This window comes from Kocuria sp. CCUG 69068 (assembly GCF_020833785.1).
GTDB classification, from domain to species: Bacteria; Actinomycetota; Actinomycetes; order Actinomycetales; family Micrococcaceae; genus Kocuria; species Kocuria rosea.
This window is the reverse complement of record NZ_PDDL01000078.1, coordinates 1-16,525: the sequence shown is the minus strand read 5'-3', so window position 1 is coordinate 16,525 and position 16,525 is coordinate 1. Positions and strand designations below refer to the sequence as shown.

The 16,525-nt window shown below is 72.2% G+C and carries 13 protein-coding genes, 1 tRNA gene, 1 rRNA gene and 1 pseudogene; 9 read left to right on the top strand and 7 right to left on the bottom strand.

What is annotated here, in order from left to right; genetic code table 11:
- Positions 1-108 (top strand): 5S ribosomal RNA (gene rrf / locus CRM73_RS13850); the annotation flags it as partial.
- A 132-nt stretch (positions 109-240) separates the two neighbouring features.
- Here the strand turns inward: rrf and CRM73_RS13845 are convergent.
- From CRM73_RS13845 to CRM73_RS13835, 3 genes are read right to left on the bottom strand one after another with little or no spacing between them, the layout of a single operon-like run.
- Complete coding sequence (locus tag CRM73_RS13845; RefSeq protein WP_035930276.1) at positions 241-1,914, bottom strand: FAD-binding oxidoreductase; 1,674 nt, start codon at positions 1,912-1,914, stop codon at positions 241-243.
- A gap of 40 nt (positions 1,915-1,954) precedes the next feature.
- On the bottom strand, positions 1,955-2,740 hold the full coding sequence (locus tag CRM73_RS13840) for a 1-acyl-sn-glycerol-3-phosphate acyltransferase (protein ID WP_017832787.1): 786 nt from the start codon (positions 2,738-2,740) through the stop codon (positions 1,955-1,957).
- Positions 2,737-3,525 carry an SDR family oxidoreductase gene (locus CRM73_RS13835; protein WP_035930281.1) on the bottom strand — a complete coding sequence of 263 codons (789 nt, stop codon included), beginning with the start codon at positions 3,523-3,525 and terminating at the stop codon, positions 2,737-2,739. The genes CRM73_RS13840 and CRM73_RS13835 overlap by 4 nt, the downstream gene beginning before the upstream one ends.
- A gap of 146 nt (positions 3,526-3,671) precedes the next feature.
- Here CRM73_RS13835 and CRM73_RS13830 point away from each other — a divergent pair, with 146 nt between their 5' ends.
- Complete coding sequence (locus CRM73_RS13830; RefSeq protein ID WP_017832785.1) at positions 3,672-5,930, top strand: HAD-IB family phosphatase; 2,259 nt, start codon at positions 3,672-3,674, stop codon at positions 5,928-5,930.
- A gap of 36 nt (positions 5,931-5,966) precedes the next feature.
- A complete protein-coding gene (locus tag CRM73_RS13825; RefSeq protein ID WP_095650814.1) occupies positions 5,967-6,542 on the top strand; it encodes a TetR/AcrR family transcriptional regulator in 576 nt (191 codons plus the stop codon).
- Positions 6,543-6,564: 22 nt separating this feature from the next.
- Here CRM73_RS13825 and CRM73_RS13820 read toward each other — a convergent pair whose 3' ends face one another.
- Positions 6,565-7,767 (bottom strand): DUF4032 domain-containing protein, encoded by a 1,203-nt coding sequence (locus tag CRM73_RS13820; RefSeq protein ID WP_095650815.1) that lies wholly within the window; start codon positions 7,765-7,767, stop codon positions 6,565-6,567.
- Positions 7,768-7,928: 161 nt separating this feature from the next.
- Between CRM73_RS13820 and CRM73_RS13815 the strand changes: the two genes are divergently transcribed.
- Both CRM73_RS13815 and CRM73_RS13810 read left to right on the top strand, forming a co-directional pair.
- Positions 7,929-8,750, top strand: a complete 822-nt coding sequence (locus CRM73_RS13815; protein ID WP_017832782.1) for a MurR/RpiR family transcriptional regulator — start codon at positions 7,929-7,931, stop codon at positions 8,748-8,750.
- 168 nt (positions 8,751-8,918) lie between these two features.
- Positions 8,919-9,122 (top strand): hypothetical protein, encoded by a 204-nt coding sequence (locus CRM73_RS13810; protein WP_035930283.1) that lies wholly within the window; start codon positions 8,919-8,921, stop codon positions 9,120-9,122.
- An 80-nt stretch (positions 9,123-9,202) separates the two neighbouring features.
- Here CRM73_RS13810 and CRM73_RS13805 read toward each other — a convergent pair whose 3' ends face one another.
- The 3 genes from CRM73_RS13805 to CRM73_RS13795 all read right to left on the bottom strand — a co-directional run bounded on the left by CRM73_RS13805 (position 9,203) and on the right by CRM73_RS13795 (position 12,786).
- Positions 9,203-10,342 (bottom strand): ABC transporter ATP-binding protein, encoded by a 1,140-nt coding sequence (locus CRM73_RS13805; protein WP_109222497.1) that lies wholly within the window; start codon positions 10,340-10,342, stop codon positions 9,203-9,205.
- 135 nt (positions 10,343-10,477) lie between these two features.
- The gene (gene otsB / locus CRM73_RS13800) at positions 10,478-11,284 is read right to left on the bottom strand and encodes a trehalose-phosphatase (protein WP_035930291.1); all 807 of its coding nucleotides are present in this window, start codon (positions 11,282-11,284) and stop codon (positions 10,478-10,480) included.
- Entirely contained in the window at positions 11,284-12,786 is a 1,503-nt protein-coding gene (locus CRM73_RS13795) for a trehalose-6-phosphate synthase (RefSeq protein WP_017832778.1), read from the bottom strand. The genes otsB and CRM73_RS13795 overlap by 1 nt, the downstream gene beginning before the upstream one ends.
- A 165-nt stretch (positions 12,787-12,951) precedes the next feature.
- Between CRM73_RS13795 and CRM73_RS13790 the strand changes: the two genes are divergently transcribed.
- The 4 genes and pseudogenes from CRM73_RS13790 to CRM73_RS13775 all read left to right on the top strand — a co-directional run.
- Positions 12,952-13,815, top strand: coding sequence for a thioredoxin domain-containing protein (locus tag CRM73_RS13790; protein ID WP_035930298.1), 864 nt, complete (start codon positions 12,952-12,954; stop codon positions 13,813-13,815).
- A 131-nt stretch (positions 13,816-13,946) separates the two neighbouring features.
- Positions 13,947-14,023 (top strand) — tRNA-Thr (locus tag CRM73_RS13785).
- Positions 14,024-14,467: 444 nt separating this feature from the next.
- Complete coding sequence (locus CRM73_RS13780; RefSeq protein WP_229588135.1) at positions 14,468-15,106, top strand: hypothetical protein; 639 nt, start codon at positions 14,468-14,470, stop codon at positions 15,104-15,106.
- A gap of 283 nt (positions 15,107-15,389) precedes the next feature.
- Positions 15,390-16,525, top strand: a pseudogene (locus tag CRM73_RS13775) (OpgC domain-containing protein); the annotation flags it as partial.

Here is a 16,525-nt window from a genome sequence, read left to right as displayed (position 1 = left end):
CATAGCGTGGGGGAAACGCCCGGTCCCATCCCGAACCCGGAAGCTAAGACCCGCAGCGCCGATGGTACTGCACCCGGAAGGGTGTGGGAGAGTAGGACACCGCCGGACCACACCACCAGGGTCGAGCCCCCGCACCACACGGTGCGGGGGCTCCCCGCATTTAACGCTCCGAACAACAACAGAGCAGGCCCCCACCGGCAACGGTGGGGGCCTGCTCTGCTCTGTACGGACCCGGGAGGGTCAGCCGACGATCTTGCCGGGGTTGAAGTTGCCGCCCGGGTCCGCCGCGGCGAACAGGCTGCGCAGGAGCTGCACGCCCTCGGGGGAGACGTCCTGCTCCATCCAGGGGCTGTGCTCGAGTCCCACCCCGTGGTGGTGGGACAGCGTGGCGCCGGCGTCGATGAACGCCTGCTGGATCGCGCTCTTGATCACGGCGTACTCGGCGTGGGGGTCCTCGCCGATCTCGTAGCCGAAGGTGAAGTAGAGGCAGGCGCCGGCGTGGTACGAGTGGGACATGTGGGACATGATCCACCCGGTCTTGCCCTGCGCCTCGAAGGCCCGGTGCGCGGCGTCGTAGACAGCCTGGTGCACCGTGGTGAGCTTGGACCACGGTGCGGCGGTCTCGGAGACGTCGCCGATGGTGTTCTGCTCGAGCAGGAAGTCGCGCAGGTACGGAGTGTCGAACTTCTTCTGGTCGTAGAGCGCGCCGGGGCCCGCACCGAGCACCAGGGCGCCCTGCTTCTTGACGATGCCGGCCACGGCCTTCTTCCGGCGCTCCACCTCGGGCTTGGCGCCCTCGAAGCAGACGTAGGCGATGCACATGGCGTCGGTGTCCCAGCCGCGGCGCCGCATCAGCTCCCACAGCACGTCCTGGCCCTTGGCCGTGACCTTCTTCTTCAGCGTGGCGGGGGCCTTCTGGGTGGAGAGCGAGAACGCGGTCTCGTGCGCGTCGGAGACGCGGGCGAACGTGGTGCTGATGCCGGACCGGGCGATCTCGCGCATCGCAACGAGCGCCTGCTGCCACGTGGGGAACATGTACGCGATGACCTCGCGGTGCTCGGCGATGCGGTGCACGTGCACGTCCAGCTGGGTGATCACGCCCAGCCTGCCCTCGGAGCCGATCATCATCTCCCGCAGGCTCGGACCCGTGGAGGTCGAGGGAAGGGGGCGCAGCACCACGGTGCCGCCCGGGCGCACCACGCGCAGCCCGCGCACGATGTCGGCGATGTCCCCGTACTTGTCCGACTGCATCCCCGAGGAGCGTGTGGCGGCCCAGCCGCCGAGGGTCGAGTGCGTGAAGGAGTCCGGGAAGTGGCCCAGCGTCCACCCGCGGGCGTTGAGCTGCTCCTCCATGTCCGGGCCCAGCACGCCGGCCTGGATGGTGGCCAGCCCCGACGTCTCGTCGAGCGAGAGGACCTGGTTCATCCGGCCCAGATCGAGGGAAACGATCGTTCGTTCCTCATGGGGATCCGGCTGGAGACTCCGCGAGATGCTCGTGCCGCCGCCGAAGGGGATGACCACGAGGTCGCGCTCCACCGCGAGCCGCAGCACCTGGGCGACCTCCTCCTCCGTGCCGGGGTACACGACCACGTCGGGCACCCGCGCGAAGTCCCCGGCCCGGGTGAGCAGCAGCTCGGTGACGGACTTGCCGGCCCAGTGCACGATCCGCAGCTCGTCGTCGAGGGTCAGGTGCTCTGCGCCGGTGATGGCGGCCAGCGCCTCCAGGAGGGGCTCCCCGGCGCGGGAGGCGGGGACGCTGACCGTGGAGAAGTCGATGGTGTCGCGCTGCCGGGGCCGCAGGTCCACGTCCAGGGCGTTCTTGACGAACGGGGCGAAGGCGGGCTTGTTCGCGTACTCGAAGTGCACGCCTTCCTCGCCCCACCCCCACCACTTCATGTGCTTCACGTGTGCCATCTGCGCAGTACTCTCCTGGTTCTCGGGGGGTGACGGTGGTTCAGGCGTCGATGCGCGGACGGTGCTCGGCGTAGAGCGCCCGCACCGAGGCCTCGATGCGGTCGTTGAAGGACGAGGTGGGCTCCTTCTCCCGGGCGACCAGCGGCTCGCCGACGGCCACCACCACGCGGGGGCGGCCGCGGCGCGGCCAGCGGGCGCCCCGGGGCATCGCCTCGTAGGCACCGATCAGGGCGACGGGGACCACCGGCACTCCCACGGCCTTGGCCAGGCCCGCGGCACCGATCTTGAAGGACCCCATCTTCCCCGTGCGGGACCGGGTGCCCTCCGGGAAGATCAGCAGCGGGACGCCGGCCTTCAGCAGCTGCTTGGACAGCCCCCGGTTCGCTCCGGTGCCCGTCCGGTCCACCGGGAAGGCGTTGAAGATCAGCTCGGTGAACATGCGCTTGTGCGGGGCGGTGAAGAAGTAGTCCGCGGCCACCCCGGTGGCGAGGTCCCGGCGGATGCGCCGGGGCACCGAGCCCAGGACGAGCGGCGCGTCGAGGTGGCTCGAGTGGTTGGCCACCACGATGCACGCCCCGTCCAGGGCGTCGGCCGCGGGGTGCGTCACCACGGTCCGGCGGACCGTGCGGTACGCGAGGCCCTGCAGGAACACCCGCTGGGCGATCCGGCGGGCGAGGCGGCGCCGCGGGTCGCGGAAGCGGTCGGGGCTCAGCTGCGCGGAGGACGCGGGTGGGGCCTCCGGCGCGGCCTCGGGGGAGGAGCCGGCGCTGCCGCCGTCGATGGAGCGCTGGACCGGGACCGGGTCCTGGGGGTCGCGGCGGGTCACGAGCCGGCCGCCCGTTCCTTCTGGCGGGCCGAGGCGACGAGCCCCGAGATCCGGCGCACCGCGGAGCGCGGCAGGTGCCGCAGGGCGAACCCGAGGAGCCGGTAGCGCTTGGTGGGCATCGAGAGCACCTTGCCGCGCGCGACGTCGTCGAGGGCCTCCTCGACCACGCGCTCGGGGCTGAGCCACATGAAGGAGGGGATCGAGGAGCCGCTGATGCCGGCGCGCTCGTGGAACTCGGTGCGCACCCAGCCGGGCAGCAGGGCGGTGACGTGGACGCCCGTCCCGTGGAGCTCCACGGCGAGGGCCTCGGTGAACGCGGTCGTGTACGCCTTGATCGCCGAGTACGAGCCCATCGTGACCAGGCCCGCGGTGGAGGAGACGTTGATGATCCAGCCGGAGCCGCGCGCCGTCATCGCCCGTGCCGCGGCCGAGGAGAGCACCAGGACGGCCCGGCACATGACCTCGAACGCGCGGTCGTGGGCGCCGGTGTCCGGATCGGCGAAGCTGGTCTTCACGGAGAACCCGGCGTTGTTCACGAGCACGTCCACGGGTCGCTCGGGGTCCTCGACCCGGGCGGCGACGCGGTCCACGTCGGTGCGGTCGGAGAGGTCCGCGGGCAGGACCTCGACCGGCACGCCGTGCTCCGAGCGCAGCCTGGAGGCCGTCTGCTCGAGGCGGTCCGCGTCGCGGGCCACCAGGACGAGTGCATTTCCCCGGCGGGCCAGGGCTTCGGCGAACGCGGCGCCGATGCCGGACGTCCCCCCGGTCACGAGAGCGGTAAGCATGAGATCTAGGCTACACTACGGTAGCCGTAGCGCAGCCGGGTGCGGTCCGCTCGAGGGCGTCGTCGTCGCCCGCCGGGCAGGGCCCGCCCGCAGCCCCCGCCCGCTCCGCACCGGCGGCGGACCAGCACACCACCGGAGGAACACCGTTGACCGAGACCCCCACCACGCGCGTCCTGCTGACGGGAGCCACCGGCTTCCTCGGGCAGGCGGTGCTCGAACGGCTGCTGTCCGCCCACGAGGGTGTGCACGTCACCGCCGTCGTCCGTCCCAAGGGCAGCATCAGCGGTGAGCAGCGGCTGCGGCAGCTGCTGCGCAAGCCCGCCTTCCGCACCTGGCGGGAGAGCGTGGGCGACGACGAGGCGAAGCGGGTCTTCGCGGAGCGCACCGCGGTCCTCGAGGGGGACCTGTCGGCACTCGCAGGCATCACGGAGCCGTTCGACGTGGTGATCCACTCGGCCTCCACCGTGTCCTTCGACCCGCCCATCCACGAGGCCTTCAGCACCAACGTCGGCGGCGCCACCGGTCTCTACGACGCGCTCCTGGCCTCCGGGCAGGACCCGCACGTCATCCACGTCTCCACCTGCTACGTCGGCGGGATCGCGAAGGGCCTGCGCCCCGAGGCGGCCGTGGACCACGAGGTCGACTGGGCCGCCGAGTTCGAGGCCGCCCAGCGGGCGCGCGAGGAGGCCGAGATGGCCTCCCGCACCCCGGAGCGGCTGCAGGCCATCATCGACGCCGCCACCGCGGACCACGGCAAGGAGGGGCCCAAGTCGGTGGCCCGCGCCGCGGAGGCCGCGCGCGAGGAGTGGGTCCGCACCCGCCTCGTCGAGTACGGGCGCACCCGGGCGCAGTCCCTCGGCTGGACCGACATCTACACCTTCACGAAGGCCCTGGGCGAGCGGGTCGCCGAGCAGAAGTGGGCGGGCGCCGGCCACCGCCTCTCCGTGGTGCGTCCCTCCATTATCGAGTCCGCGCTGCGCCACCCGTACCCCGGCTGGATCGACGGCTACAAGGTGGCCGACCCGCTGATCATGGCCTACGCCAAGGGCGCCCTGCCGGAGTTCCCGGGGCTGCCGGACTCCGTGCTCGACGTCATCCCCGTCGACTTCGTGGTCAACGCGATCGTGGCGCTGGCCACGGGCGGGCACCGCGCCCCGTCGGGCGCGGCCACCCCCGACGGGCAGGCGGACCCCGCCCCCGCGTACTACCAGGTCTGCTCGGGCGCCTCGAACCCGCTCCCGTTCCACCAGATGTACGAGAACGTCCGCTCCTTCTTCCTCGCCCACCCGCTCGAGGACGCCGACGGCAAGCCCATCCGGGTGCCCGAGTGGAAGTTCCCGGCCAACAACGCCGTGGAGCGCTCGCTGGCGGTCAAGGAGCGGCTCTCCGCCGTGGGCGGCCGGATCACCTCCGCGCTGCCCGCGACCTCCCGCACCCGGGAGTGGTCGACCTCCCTGCACCGGATGCAGTCCGGCCTCGGCTCCCTGCGCACCTACGTGGACCTCTACCAGTCCTACACGCGCACCGAGATGATCTTCGACGACGCCAGCACGCGGCAGCTCAACGACTCGCTGCCCGCCGGCACGCCGGAGGACCGGACCTTCGACGTCCGGTCGATCGACTGGGCCGACTACTGGAAGAACGTGCACCTGCCGGCGCTGACCACGATGACCAAGGCCTACGGCCGGCTCCAGGCGGCGTCCAAGCGGCGCGGCACGACCCGGCGGGGTCTCAGCGAGGGCACGGACGTGCTCGCGGTCTTCGACCTCGAGGGCACCGTCCTGGACTCCACGGTCATCCGCCAGTACCTCCAGCTGCGCCGCCGGACGCTGCACCTGGCGAAGTGGCCCGCGGAGGTCGCCGACCTCGTCTCGAGCGCCCCGACCTACCTCAAGGCCGAGAAGCGGGACCGGGGGGAGTTCATCCGGGCGTTCATGCGCCGCTACCAGGGCGTGCCCGCCGGGACCGTGCGGGAGCAGGTGGCCGGGCCGCTCGGCGAGGACATGCGGCGCCTCCTGCGCCCCGGGGCCCTGAGCCGGATCGAGGAGCACCGCGCCGCGGGGCACCGCACGGTGCTGGTCACCGGGTCCATCGACCTGCTCGTGGAGCCGATCGCGCACCTCTTCGACGAGGTCGTGGCGGGCCGGATGGACGAGCGCGACGGCGTGATGACCGGCTACCTCGCCGCTCCGCCCCTGGTCGACGAGGCGCGGGCCCAGTGGCTCAAGAAGTACGCCGAGCAGGGCGGCTACGACCTCTCCCGCTCCTACGGCTACGGGGACTCCCACGCGGACGCCAGCTGGCTGCTGCTCATGGGCCACCCGTACACGGTCAACCCCGACCTGCCCCTGTACCGGCTGGCCCGGAAGAACCACTGGCCCATCGAGGACTGGAAGACCGCCTGAGCGCTCCGGCGGCGGACGGCGAGCAGGAGGGCACCGATGGGCGACGACGACCGGACCGATCCGCGGACCGTCACCACCGACAAGAAGATCACCGCTGCGGCACTGGCCCTCCTGCGCGAGGGCGGACCGCACCGGGTGACCATCGAAGCGGTCTCGGCGGCCTCCGGCGTGGCCAAGACGTCGATCTACCGCCGCTACGCGAACAGCCTGGAGATGCTCGAGGGGGCCCTCGAGGACGCCGTGGCCACGTACTCGCCGCAACGGCCGAGCGCCCCGGCGAGCTGGGACGAGGGCCTCGCCGAGGCACTGGACTTCCTGCTCCACGACATGGGCATCGGGGTGGCGGTCTCCCTGCTGAGCGACCCGGAATCGGAGACGTCCCGGATCCTGCGCGCGCACCTGGTCCGCCCGCGCGTGGAGCGGCTCAAGGAGCTCCTCGCGGCGGAGACGGCGGCGGGACGGCTGAGCCCGGACCTGGACGTCGACGTCGTGCTGGACTTCGTGCTGGGCTCCGCCTACTCGCACGTGGCCCGGTACGGGAGCCTGGGCGACGACTGGCCCCGGCGGGTGCACCGGACCCTGACCGGGGTCCTGGAGGCGCACCGGCCCTGACACGTGCGGGCCGGCTCCCGGCTCAGAAGACCTCCCGCTCGTCCGGGCGCTGGGCCAGCTCCGAGGCCACGTAGTCCTCGACCGCCGTGTGCGTCGCCACGTCCTTGCCGGCGCGCTCGGAGAGGAACCACCGGTGCTCGAGCACCTCGTGCACGATCTCGGCGGGCTCGAGCTTGCGGCGCATCGGCGGGGTGACCGCCTCCATGATCGGGGAGAACACCTCGCGCATCCACAGCTGGGCCACGAGCTCCTCGGGCAGGCCGGGGTAGAGGTCCTGCCCGAGCTGGGCGATGTCGGTCAGCAGCCGGCGCGCCTGGTTCTCGTGGGCGCCGAGGCCGGTGAGCCGCTGCAGGCGGCGGGTGTGGTGGCCGGGCTCCACGACCTGCGGGCGCAGCCGGATCCGCCCGTCGACCGTGTCCATGGACGCCTCCTCGACGTCGAAGCCGAGCTCGTTGAGGCGGCGCACCCGCTCGACCACGCGCCAGCGCTCGTCCATGCTGAAGGTCTCCTCGACCGTCAGCTCGCGCCACAGGAACTCGTAGGTGGCCACGAGCCGGTCGGAGACCTCGAAGGGGTCCACCACGTCCGCGATGTCGTGGCCCTCCTCGACGGCGCCCGCGAGCAGGTCCATGATCTCCCCGGCCACGTTGGTGCGGGCCAGCTCGATGTCGTACCCCCGCTGGCCGCGCGTGAGCTCCGGGTGGATCTCGCCGGTCTCGGCGTCCACCAGGTAGGCGGCGAACGCGCCGGCGTCCCGGCGGAACAGGGTGTTCGAGAGCGAGACGTCGCCCCAGTAGAAGCCCGAGAGGTGCAGCTGCACGATGAGGGAGGCCAGCGCGTCCACGAGCCGCTCGACCGTGGCGGCGCTGGGGCCGGCGGAGAAGATGGCCCGGTAGGGCAGGGAGAAGCTCAGGTGGTCGGTCACCAGGGCGGCGGGCAGGGGCTCGCCCTCGGGCGTGTACCGGTCCGTGACCACGGAGTCCGGTACCACGGACGGGATGCCCATGCGCTGCAGCCGGCGCAGGGTGGCGTACTCGTGCCGGGCGTAGTGGGGGACGGTCTCCTTGACGGCGACGATCTTCTCGCCGGCGTGGGCGAAGCGCACCACGTGCCGGGAGATGCCGCGGGGGAGAGCGGCGAGGACGTCCTCCGGCCACTGCTCGAGGGGGGTGTCCCACGGCAGCTCCAGGAGCACGGGGTCCGGGAAGGCCGTCTGGATGGACACGCTCCCGGACCGTCCGCCGGGGGCGGGACCGTCCTGGGGTGCGAGGGGGAAGTGTGGGGCCAGGGAACCCTTCATACCTGGTCATGCTAGCAACCGGCACGGGCCGGAAGTCCCCGCGGGGCCTCCCGCGCCCGATCCCGGCGGTCGCTAGGGTGGGGAGGGTGTCGATCGAACAGCGCATCCATGCGCACTACGCCGGGCTCTCGCCCCAGGAGCAGCGGGCCGCCGACCTGATCCTGGACCACCTGGACGACCTCGCCCTGTACAGCTCGGCGGAGCTGGCGCAGATGAGCGGCGTCTCCCGCGCCACCCTCTCCCGGCTGTACCGGCACCTGGGCTTCGAGTCCTTCACCGACCTCCGGGAGACGGCCCGCACCCTGCGCCAGCAGGGCGTGCCGCTCGGCCCCGACGCGGACCCGGAGCTGAGCCAGCACCTGGAGCAGGAGCTCAAGAACCTGCGCAAGGTCCTGGACCCGGCGGGGGAGGACCGCCCGGCCCGGGCCGTGCGCGCGCTCGCCGACGCGGGAACGGTCCTGGTCGTGGGCCTGCGCAACAGCTACCCGGTCGCCCTGCACCTGAAGCAGCAGCTGCAGCAGGCGCGGGACCGCGTCCGGCTCGCCCCGCTGCCCGGCCAGACCCTCGGCGAGGAGCTCGTGGACGTGGGCGAGGGCGACGTCGTCGTCCTGCTGGGCTTCCGGCGGCGCCCCCGCGGGTTCGAGCGCCTGGTGGAGGTCTGCGCGGCCACGGGGGCGCGGACCGTGCTCGTCGCCGACAGCACGGCCCGGCGCCACGCCTCGGCCGTGGACCTGTGGATCGAGTGCCCCCTCGACGGCGTGGGCCCGTTCGACTCCTACGCGGCGGCCATGAGCCTCGTGTCGGTGCTCGCCGACGGCGTGCTGGCCGCCGCGGGTCCGGACGGGCGACGACGGGTGGGCCGCACCGCCGAGCTCTACGAGGAGCTCGAGGAGCTGGACCTGCGCTGAGCGCCCGGCGGTGCCGAGGAAAGGGCCACCGGGCGCCGCGTCCACCACGGCGGTCCCGGCCCGACCCTGGGTCGGCAGTGCGCGGCCCCGGAACATCCACTAGAATTCGTCAGTTGGCTGATCACTCCGGGTCCTGAGCGACCCGGTCCGTCCCGAGAGGAACCCGCCATGCATGAACCCCAGGCGCTCGCCCAGGCCGAGACGCACCTTCTCCACGTGCTGGAGCACTCCGATCCGCCGCGCGACGCCAGTCGCTACAACGTGACGGCGGCCGCACGGGACTACCACGACCGCACCGGCACCTGGGACGTGCAGGACGCCGACCCGGACCTCGTCGAGCAGGTGCTCGCCGCTCACCCCGCCGACGGCTGATCCGGCCCCGGACGCGCCACGGCGCCCTCCCCGTCGGGGGAGGGCGCCGTGGCGTCGGTGCGGTCGGTCGGCCGCTGGGGTCAGTCGGGGAGGCGGTTGCCGGTGGCGGTGTCGAACAGGTGCACGTGGTCGAGGTTCGGGGCGACCCAGATCGTGGCCCCGGCCCTCGGCGGGGTGCGGCCCTCGACCCGGACGATGATCTCGTGGGCCCCGGCGGCGTCCTCCTCCACGGTCCCGGTCGGGTCCACCGTCACGACCGTGTTCGCCGCGGTGACCGGGGCGAGGTGGCCGTAGACGAAGGCGTCGGCGCCGAGCTCCTCGACCACGTCGGCCTCGATCGGCAGCCCGGTGCCCTCGGCGGCCGGGTGCAGGTCCTCGGGGCGGATGCCGACGGTGACCTTGTCCCCGGTCAGGGCCGCCTGCTGCTCCCGGGTCAGTTCCAGGCGCATGGTGCCGAAGGTCGCCGCCCCGCCCGCCACGGGCACCCGGAAGAGGTTCATCGCCGGGGAGCCGATGAACCCGGCCACGAACTCCGTGGCCGGCCGGTCGTAGAGCGCCCGCGGGGTGTCGACCTGCATGAGGTGCCCGTCCTTGAGCACCGCGACCCGATCGCCCATGGTCATCGCCTCGACCTGGTCGTGGGTGACGTAGACGGTGGTGACCCCCAGCCGGCGGGTCAGGGAGGCGATCTGGGTGCGGGTCTGCACGCGCAGCTTCGCGTCCAGGTTCGACAGCGGCTCGTCCATCAGGAACACCTGCGGGGAGCGCACGATGGCACGGCCCATGGCCACGCGCTGGCGCTGCCCGCCGGACAGCGCCTTGGGCTTGCGGTCCAGGTAGTCGGTCAGGTCCAGGATCTTCGCCGCCTCCTCGACCCGGCGGCGGCGCTCCTCGGCGGAGATCTTGGCGATCTTCAGGGCGAAGCCCATGTTCTCGGCCACGGTCATGTGCGGGTAGAGGGCGTAGTTCTGGAAGACCATCGCGATGTCGCGGTCCCGGGAGGGGACGTCGGTGACGTCGCGGTCGCCGATGTAGATGTTGCCCCCGGTGACCTCTTCCAGCCCGGCGAGCATCCGCAGGGTGGTGGACTTCCCGCACCCGGAGGGGCCCACCAGGACGAGGAACTCCCCGTCGGCGATGTCCAGGTTCAGGTCGGTCACCGAGGGCCGCTCGGCCCCGGGGTACTGGCAGGTCACATTGGCATAGCGCACAGAAGACATGGTTCAAGGCCTCTTTCCCGGCAGGCACGTGCCGGACGATCCGAAGGAGAAGAGCTGCCCCCTCAGGTGATGGGGGCCACAGTGATCCTAATCACCTTCGGGGCGTCTCCGCCATCGGCGCGCCGTCATCCGAGGTCACGGCAGCGCGCCCCGGCGCAGTTCGGACAGCCGGATCAGGGCCGCGGCCAGGTCCTCCGGGGACGCGACCCGGTGCGCGGCCACGCTCTGCCCCGTGCCCACCTTGATGCCGAGATCGGCGGGGCCGAGCTCGCGCATCGCGTTCTCGTCCGTCACGTCGTCGCCGGCGAACAGGGTGACGTCGGCGCCGGTGGCCTGCATGAACGCCGTGATGCCCTCACCCTTGGTCGCGGAGTGCACGGAGGACTCGACCACGTGCTGGCCCGGGGTGATCTTCAGCCCCTCGAGCTGCTCGAACTGCTCGACCATCTCCTGCTCCGCGCGGGCGCACAGGCTCTGGTCCGCCATCGTGCGGGTGTGGAAGGCGGCCCCCGTCGGCTTGAGCTCCAGCCTGGACCCGGGGTACCGGGCCACCTGTGCCTCCACGAGCGCGGTGGCCTGTGCCAGCAGCTCCAGCTGGGCCGGGGAGAGCTGCAGGGCGGTGTCGGCGGCGGCGTCCCCCAGGGCGTCGAGGAGCAGCTCCGCCCCGTGCGAGCCGGAGAGGAGCATCCGGCCGTCCGGGTCCACCACGGAGCGGAGGAACCGCATCGGCCGGCCGGAGATGACGGCCACGTACGTGCGGTCCAGCGTCAGGAGCTCCTCCAGCGCGGACCGGGCCTCCGGCAGCGCGCGGCTGTCGTCCGGGTCGTCCGTGAAGGGCGCCAGGGTGCCGTCGAAGTCGAGGGCGACCAGCAGGGTCCCGGCCTCCGCCGCGCGGGCGAGGGCGTCCTCGAGCGCCGGGCGGGTGTCGTCGTGCGGGGCCATCACTGCTCCTCCTCCTCGGTCGTCCCGGGGCGGGTGCGGGCGAGGTCCCGCAGGAACGCCTCGGACCAGTCGTTGACGTCGTTGCCCAGGACCTGCCGGCGCATCGAGCGCATCCGCTTCTTCGCCTCGGGCGCGGGCATGTCCTTGGCCCGCAGCATCGCGTCCTTGAGTCCGTCGATGTCGTGGGGGTTGACCAGCAGCGCCTGCTTGAGCTGCTCGGCGGCGCCGGTGAACTCCGAGAGGACCAGGGTCCCGGACCCGTCCGTCTTGGCCGCCACGTACTCCTTCGCCACCAGGTTCATGCCGTCCCGGAGGGAGGTCACGAGCATGACGTCGGTCGCCAGGTACAGCGCCACCATCTCCTCGAACGGATAGCCGTGGTGCAGGTAGCGGATCGCGGTGTGCGAGATGGTGTCGTGCTGGCCGTTGAGGTGGCCCACGAGGCCCTCCACGTCCTCCCGCAGCTGGACGTAGGACTCCACGCGCTCCCGGGAGGGGTTCGCCACCTGGATCAGCACCGACGGCCCCACCGTCAGCCTGCCGTCCTCGAGCAGCTCGCCGTAGGCCTTGATGCGGTGCAGGATGCCCTTGGTGTAGTCCAGGCGGTCGACGCCCAGGAACACGGTCTCCGGGTCGCCGAGCTCGTGCCGGATCTCCCGGGCCCGGTCCTTCACCTCCGGCCGGGAGGCCAGCTCCTGGATCGACTGCGCGTCGATGGAGATGGGGTAGGACGCCGCGCGCACGGTCCACGCGTCGTCGTCCGTGCCGAACCGGGCCGCTCCGTTCTTGAACGGCACGTCCAGGAACCGCCGCACGCAGCGCTGGAAGTTCTGGGCGTCACCCGGGCGCTGGAAGCCGATGAGGTCCGCGCCCGAGAGCCCGTCGAGGACGGCCCGCCGCCAGGGCAGCTGCGCGAAGATCTCCAGGGGCGGGAACGGGATGTGGTTGAAGAACCCGATCGTGAGGTCCGGCCGCAGCTCGCGCAGCATCTTGGGGACCAGCTGCAGCTGGTAGTCCTGCACCCACACCGTGGCGTTCTCGGCGGCGATCTCGGCGGTCCGCTCCGCGAAGCGGCGGTTGACCTGGCGGTAGCTGTTCCACCACGTGCGGTGGAACTCCGGCGGCGCGATGACGTCGTGGTAGAGCGGCCAGAGGGTCGCGTTGGAGAAGCCCTCGTAGTAGGCCTGCACCTCCTCGGCGGACAGCGGCACGGGGGCGAGGTGGAAGACGTCGTGGTCGAAGCGCTCGAGCGTCTCGTCAGGGGCCCCGTGCCAGCCCACCCAGGCGCCGGCGTTGCGGGCCATGACGGGGGACAGGGCGGCCACGAGGCCGCCGGGGGAGCGGCGCCAGGAGGACTGCCCGTGCTCGACGACGCGCTCCACCGGCAGCCGGTTGGAGACCACGACGAAGTCGTAACCGGCCTCCTGCGGCACGTCCGTCCGGGGTTCCGGCACCTCCTCCAGGTCGGCCGAGGAGGCGGTGGGGGGATGCTCTGCACTCACGGGATGTCCTTCCGGTAGGTCGTCGTCGTCCTCGTCCCAGTCTATTCATCAGCGTGCTCACGGTTCTGCCTGGGGATCTCCTGAGTCGGCGGCCCGGGAGGGGGTCCGATAATCTGGGCGACGACACCTCCCCGTCCACCCCCCAGGATCTTTCGAAGAGGACCCATGGCAGCCAGCAGCAGCACCACCCCCGATCCCCGGAACCGCGACGCCGCCCGGGAGCGGGCTCGGCAGGTCGCGGACCAGCACGCACGGCAGGACAAGCGCTCCCGCCGGATCCTGCAGCTGGGCATCCTCGCCCTGGTCCTCGTGATCGTCGCGGTGATCGGCGTCGTCGTGGCGCAGAACCGGGCCCAGCAGATCCCCGAGGCCGGGCCCGTTCCCGCCAGCGCCAACCAGTGGGGCGGCACGGTGCTGACGGCCGACGGGATCCGCACGGGCGAGTCCGAGGTCGAGGAGCGCGACCTCGCCGAGGTGCCCGAGGCCCCGGAGACCCCGGACGACTCCGCCGTCCCGCCGGGCGTCGAGGCCTCGGGCGACGGCGAGCCCGTGCAGGTCGTGATCTTCCAGGACTTCGAGTGCGTGCACTGCGCCGACTTCGAGGCCGAGAACGCCGATGCGCTCGAGAAGGCCGTGACCTCCGGCGACATCGTCCTCGAGTACCGCAACCTCAACTTCCTCGACCGCTCGACGCCGACGCAGTACTCCTCGCGGGCCGCGGCCGCCGCCTACGAGGTGGGCAACCAGTCCTCGGCCGAGCAGTACCTGGCCTTCGTCGAGGAGGTGTTCAGCCACCAGGGCACCGGTGGGCTGGACGACGAGCAGCTCGTGGAGATCGCCTCCTCGCACGGCGCCGACATCGCGGGCGCGCTCGAGGAGGACACGTGGCGGCCGATGGTCAACGTCGTCTCGCAGGAGTCCCTCGCCAACGGCGTGTCCGGCACCCCGACCGTCTTCATCGACGGAGAGCGGCTGGGCAACGAGGCGTTCCAGGAGGCCCTCGACGCGGCCGTGGAGGCCAAGGAGTAGGGTCCCCGCTCCGCCGTCGCGCTGTGCGGACCGTCCGGGCGCCCGGGGATTTCGGGGTCCTGCAACGCGTCCGATATCCTGGGGAACCGGCCGCCGGGGCCGCACCCGTGCGGAGGCCCGAGGGCCGATCCGCCTCCTTAGCTCAGCTGGCCAGAGCACCTGTCTTGTAAACAGGGGGTCACCGGTTCGAATCCGGTAGGGGGCTCCACCGGTCCGCGACGTTGCACTCGCGACCGCTCATGACGTCACATGTTGCGCCGCGGTCTCGGTGCGGGGTGTGCGCATGCTGATGTCCGTGTCCCGGCCGGGCTGCGGCGAACTCGCTCCTGACCCCCTCGGAAGATGTGCGGTGGCAAGGGGTGAGCCGGAGATCCGCGCCGTCACGGGGATTCTGCCGGTCCGGCTTCCGGGGTTGCCGGCGGCCCGACCGCGCCGGGACCGCACCGGCGAGGGTCCGGACAGGACATGCCGCTCCGGGGATGCGACGAGACGGAACCGTGATCGTGATCGCCCCGGCCGGAGTCTTGAACCGTGACTCAGCTCACTCCTACGGTGTTCCTACCTATCTCATAGGTGAGACCTCTTGCCCAGGTCTCGGAACATCTCGATCGCATGACGATCCCCATGTCATGCCCTCTCCACAGGAGCAGCAATGAGCAGTCTGCGGAAGACCCTCGTCGGCGCGGCCATGGCCGCCGCCCTCGTGGGAGGAACGGTTGCCACCCCGGCGGTCGCGGGGTCAGATCAGGATAACGGCAAGAGCCGTGGAGACCACAGTGAATCGCATGAAAGTCGTCACGACCGCGGCGACCGCGGCGATCGCGGCGACCGCGGCGATCGCGGCGACCGCGAGGATCGCAGGGACCGCGGTGACGACGAGGAGCGGAAGTACGCATACCATCGCGGCGGCAACGGCGACGACGACCGGGGTCGCGACGAGGAGCGCGACCGGGACGACCGGGACCGCAGGGAGCACCGGGACGACAAGTACGACCGGGACGACCACGACGGCAAGTACGACCGGGACGACAAGGACGACAAGGACAACAAGGACGACAAGTACGACCGGGACGACGAGGACGACCACGACGGCAAGTACGACCGGGACGACAAGGACGACGAGTACGACCGCGACGACGGCGATCACCAGGACCACTGGTGGTACTGCGAAGAGCACGAGAAGTGGCACTTCTACGACGACGACGACTGGAGGAGCAGGAAGCACCACGACGACATGAAGGACGAGGGCGAGCACTCGCACCAGAAGGGCGATGACGACGGCGAGCACTGAGCGGCCCGGCACCGACGGATCCCGCCGGCGCGGTCCGCACGAAGCCGGGGGATCCTGAGGGGGAGCCTCCGGGGACACGGCCCGAGCCTCCGCGCATCCGGAGCCGCACCGTGATGATATCGGTGGACGCACGCGGGGAGAGTCCTCCCGCGTGACGTCCGTCGTCCGCCGCAGGCCCCCCGGCCGCCTCGGCACCCCCGGGCGACGGTCCCCCCTGCGAGCGGACGACGCCGCACGCGGACCGACCCTGGAGGGCACCCTGGTACCCATCGTCCGAGGACGCGTGCGCCCCCCGGCCGCCGCGGCGCTGATCCTGCTCCTGCTCGCGCTCCTCCTCGTGCCGTCCGGGGCCGCCCGGGCCGCGGAGGACGAGGGCCCAGAGGGCCCGTACCTGGGGGCCCTGCTGGACTGGGGCACGGACACGGCGGCCGGCCACGCCGAGCGTCTCGGCGCGCCGGCGGCCGTCTACGGCAGGCCCGTCCCGCTGCCGATGGACGAGCAGGAGCAGGGCCACCTGCGGGACTACCTCTCCCAGGTCTCCGCGCAGGGCGCCCACGCCCTGCTCACCGTCCGCCCCGAGATCGCGCTGGACCGGGTGGACCAGGCGCAGGCCGCGGTCCTGGCAGGACAGCTCGCGGACGCCGCGGAGGGGTTCCCCGGCACGGTCTTCGTCCGCTTCGCCCCGCAGATGAACACCACCTGGGTGCCGTGGGGGCAGCAGCCCGAGGCGTACACGGAGGCGTTCCGCACGGTGGCGAGCGCGCTCGACGCCGAGCTCCCGGACCCGGTCATGGTCTGGTCGCCCACGGTCGGCACGGACTACCCCTTCCGGGATTCGTCCAGCGCCCCGGCGCGCAGCGGTGGACCGGCCGCCCCGGACACGAACGCCGACGGCGTCTGGGACCGGGAGGACGACCCCTACGGTCCCTACTACCCGGGCGACGACGTGGTCGACTGGGTGGGGCTGGTGGCCTATCTCGACGAGACCGGCACGGGTCCGGCCCGCAACGTCCTGCCGGAGGCCGGCTCGTTCGGCGCCATGCTGGGCTCCGGGGAGCCGGCCGGATCCGCGGGGCAGGACGACTTCTACGCCGCGTACGCCGTCGGCCGCGAGAAGCCGCTCATGGTGGAGACCGGCGCCTTCTACGATCCGGGGACGGACGGCCCGTCCGAGCGCGACATCAAGGAGGCCTGGTGGGACCAGGTGCTCGCGACGGTCGCCGCCGGCGACCACGACCGCATCCGCGCGATCGTGTGGAACGAGACGGTCGAGCAGCGCGACGACGGTGCGGTGACCGTCGACTGGCGCATCACGGCCGATCCCGGGCTGGCCGCGGCCGTCGGCGAGCGGCTCCGGGACTCCGCCCTGGTCAGCGGGCCGGTCACGGCGGCGGCGCCGCTCCCGGGCGCCGGTCCGGC

Coding starts and splice junctions, on each gene's coding strand:
- CRM73_RS13845 (WP_035930276.1), bottom strand. CDS start 1,914: ATGGCACACGTGAAGCACATGAAGTGGTGGGGGTGGGGCGAGGAAGGC.
- CRM73_RS13835 (WP_035930281.1), bottom strand. CDS start 3,525: ATGCTTACCGCTCTCGTGACCGGGGGGACGTCCGGCATCGGCGCCGCG.
- CRM73_RS13825 (WP_095650814.1), top strand. CDS start 5,967: ATGGGCGACGACGACCGGACCGATCCGCGGACCGTCACCACCGACAAG.
- CRM73_RS13810 (WP_035930283.1), top strand. CDS start 8,919: ATGCATGAACCCCAGGCGCTCGCCCAGGCCGAGACGCACCTTCTCCAC.
- CRM73_RS13805 (WP_109222497.1), bottom strand. CDS start 10,342: ATGTCTTCTGTGCGCTATGCCAATGTGACCTGCCAGTACCCCGGGGCC.
- otsB (WP_035930291.1), bottom strand. CDS start 11,284: ATGGCCCCGCACGACGACACCCGCCCGGCGCTCGAGGACGCCCTCGCC.
- CRM73_RS13790 (WP_035930298.1), top strand. CDS start 12,952: ATGGCAGCCAGCAGCAGCACCACCCCCGATCCCCGGAACCGCGACGCC.
- CRM73_RS13780 (WP_229588135.1), top strand. CDS start 14,468: ATGAGCAGTCTGCGGAAGACCCTCGTCGGCGCGGCCATGGCCGCCGCC.